The sequence below is a fragment of the Acidobacteriota bacterium genome, assembly GCA_016196065.1.
Taxonomy (GTDB): Bacteria; Acidobacteriota; Terriglobia; order Terriglobales; family Acidobacteriaceae; genus Acidiflorens.
In genome coordinates this window covers 1-1,976 of record JACPYL010000011.1, presented here as the reverse complement: position 1 = coordinate 1,976, position 1,976 = coordinate 1, and the positions used below count along the sequence as shown (strand labels likewise).

1 protein-coding gene and 1 pseudogene are annotated in these 1,976 nt (G+C 55.2%); one reads left to right on the top strand and one right to left on the bottom strand.

What is annotated here, in order from left to right; all coding sequences use genetic code 11:
• Positions 1-238, bottom strand: a 238-nt coding sequence (locus HY010_12110; GenBank protein MBI3476468.1) for a hypothetical protein, incomplete at its 3' end; no start/stop codon positions are given.
• 201 nt (positions 239-439) lie between these two features.
• Here HY010_12110 and HY010_12105 point away from each other — a divergent pair.
• Positions 440-1,635, top strand: a pseudogene (locus tag HY010_12105) (ISAzo13 family transposase).
• The last annotated feature ends 341 nt before the right edge of the window (positions 1,636-1,976 follow it).

Sequence of the window (1,976 nt, the reverse complement as noted above, 5' to 3'; positions counted from 1 at the left end):
GCCGATGATAACCATTCAACCCGGGGAAGAATGGGTAGGCCTTCCAATTGGGCCTGTCCGGTTTGCCGAGCGGGATGGCATTGATGGCGGCGCTGTGGTCGAGAAAGAACATCGTGGTTTTGTGAATTGAACCATGCGGCGGCATGCGCCTGTCGCTGCAATATTGCCGCCATTCAGCCTCATGTTCGGCCTCTCGTTGGAGAGCAATGATAACCGCCAAAGCGATGAGATAGTACATGGAAATTTCCTTCTATGGTTTGTGCCGTAGCAGGCTTGGTTAGGAAAAGGCAGAAAATGGCGCGGGGAATGGGGAACCTAATCCCCCGCGCCACTTAGGAACCCCGGCGAAATAACTTCCCGATTTCCTGGCGGTATGGTATGATCAGCGACTTGAAACAACGGATGTTTCTGTCGCCGACTTTCTCAAGGACGAGATATCATGCCTTTTACACCGGAAGTCGAACACGTCGTCAAAACCATGTACCACTCCTTGCGGGAGAAAGACCGCCGCCGCTATGCCGCGGCCGAGGCGGCCAAACTCGGGCACGGCGGCGTCGAATACCTCGCGGCCTTGCTTGGTTGTGATCCCAAGACTATTCGCCAAGGCCAACGCGATCTTTACGACCTACCGGACGTTCCTCCCGAACGATGCCGAAAAAAAGGGGTGGACGCAAACGACTGATCGACACCCAACCCCAAGTCGATGCCAATTTCCAGACTGTCCTCAAAGATCACACGGCCGGCGATCCCATGCAGGCCGATTCCCTTTGGACCAATCTCTCCAAGGAAGAAATTTCCCGCCGCCTGGAAGAACAAGGAACGCCGGCCAGCCCCAAAATCGTGCAACAACTCCTCGATCTTCACGACATCGGCCGACGCCAAGCCTTCAAGAACCTGAGCATGGGACAGCACAAGGATCGCAACGCCCAGTTCGAAAACATCGCCAAACTGAAAGCCCGTTACCTGGATTCCCTCGACCCGCTCATGAGCATCGATACGAAAAAACGCGAATTAATGGGCCTTTTCTATCGCGATGGCCAACTCTACGTGCAACACACGCAGCAGGTTTGGGATCATGATTTCCCCAGCTTCGGCACCGGCGTCGTCATCCCGCATGGCCTGTACGATCTCAAACGCAACTCGGGCTATCTCAACCTCGGCACCAGCCATGACACCAGCGAGTTTGCCTGCGACAGTATCTGGCAATGGTGGCAGGACGTGGGCCAGTTTCAATATCCGCACGCGAAGTCGCTGTTGCTCTTGTGCGATGGCGGCGGCAGCAACAGTGCGTCACGTTATGTCTTCAAGGAAGCACTGCAAAATCTCGCGCAACGCATCGGCTTCGAGATTCGCGTGGCTCACTATCCGCCGTACACCTCCAAGTACAATCCGATCGAGCATCGCTTGTTCCCCCACGTGACCCGCGCGTGTCAGGGCATCATCCTGCAAACCGTCGAACAAGTTCGCCATTACATGGCGAAGACGACAACGACGACCGGCCTGAAAGCGGTGGTCAACATTCTGGACAAGGTCTATGCTACCGGAAAGAAAGTCGCCAAAGGCTTCAAGGAAACCATGAGGATTATCTTCGACGACTTTCTTCCCAAATGGAACTACCGTGCACTACCTTCCTGAAATCGGGAAGTTATTTCGCCGGGGTTCCTTAGTTATTGTCCTGCTGCGACCGGCGACGGTCAAGGACAAAACCTTCCGACCGGCAAAAAGGGGTAGGCAGCTGAATAGTTGGTAGTATTTTTGTACACAAGTCTCTGCCAGACGGGTTTGGGGGAAAATCCACAAGGAGAGATTCCATGTTATCTGCCGCGCTGTCCCCGGACCAAGCTCTACAGCGGCGAATCCTCGATCCGTCTTGCGGGTGCGGCATCTTCCTCGTGGCTGCTCTGCGCTACATCTTCGCTTGGCTGGAGAAGGCACGGCCTGGCGGCCTCTCGTTGCGAGATCGATTGGACATTCTG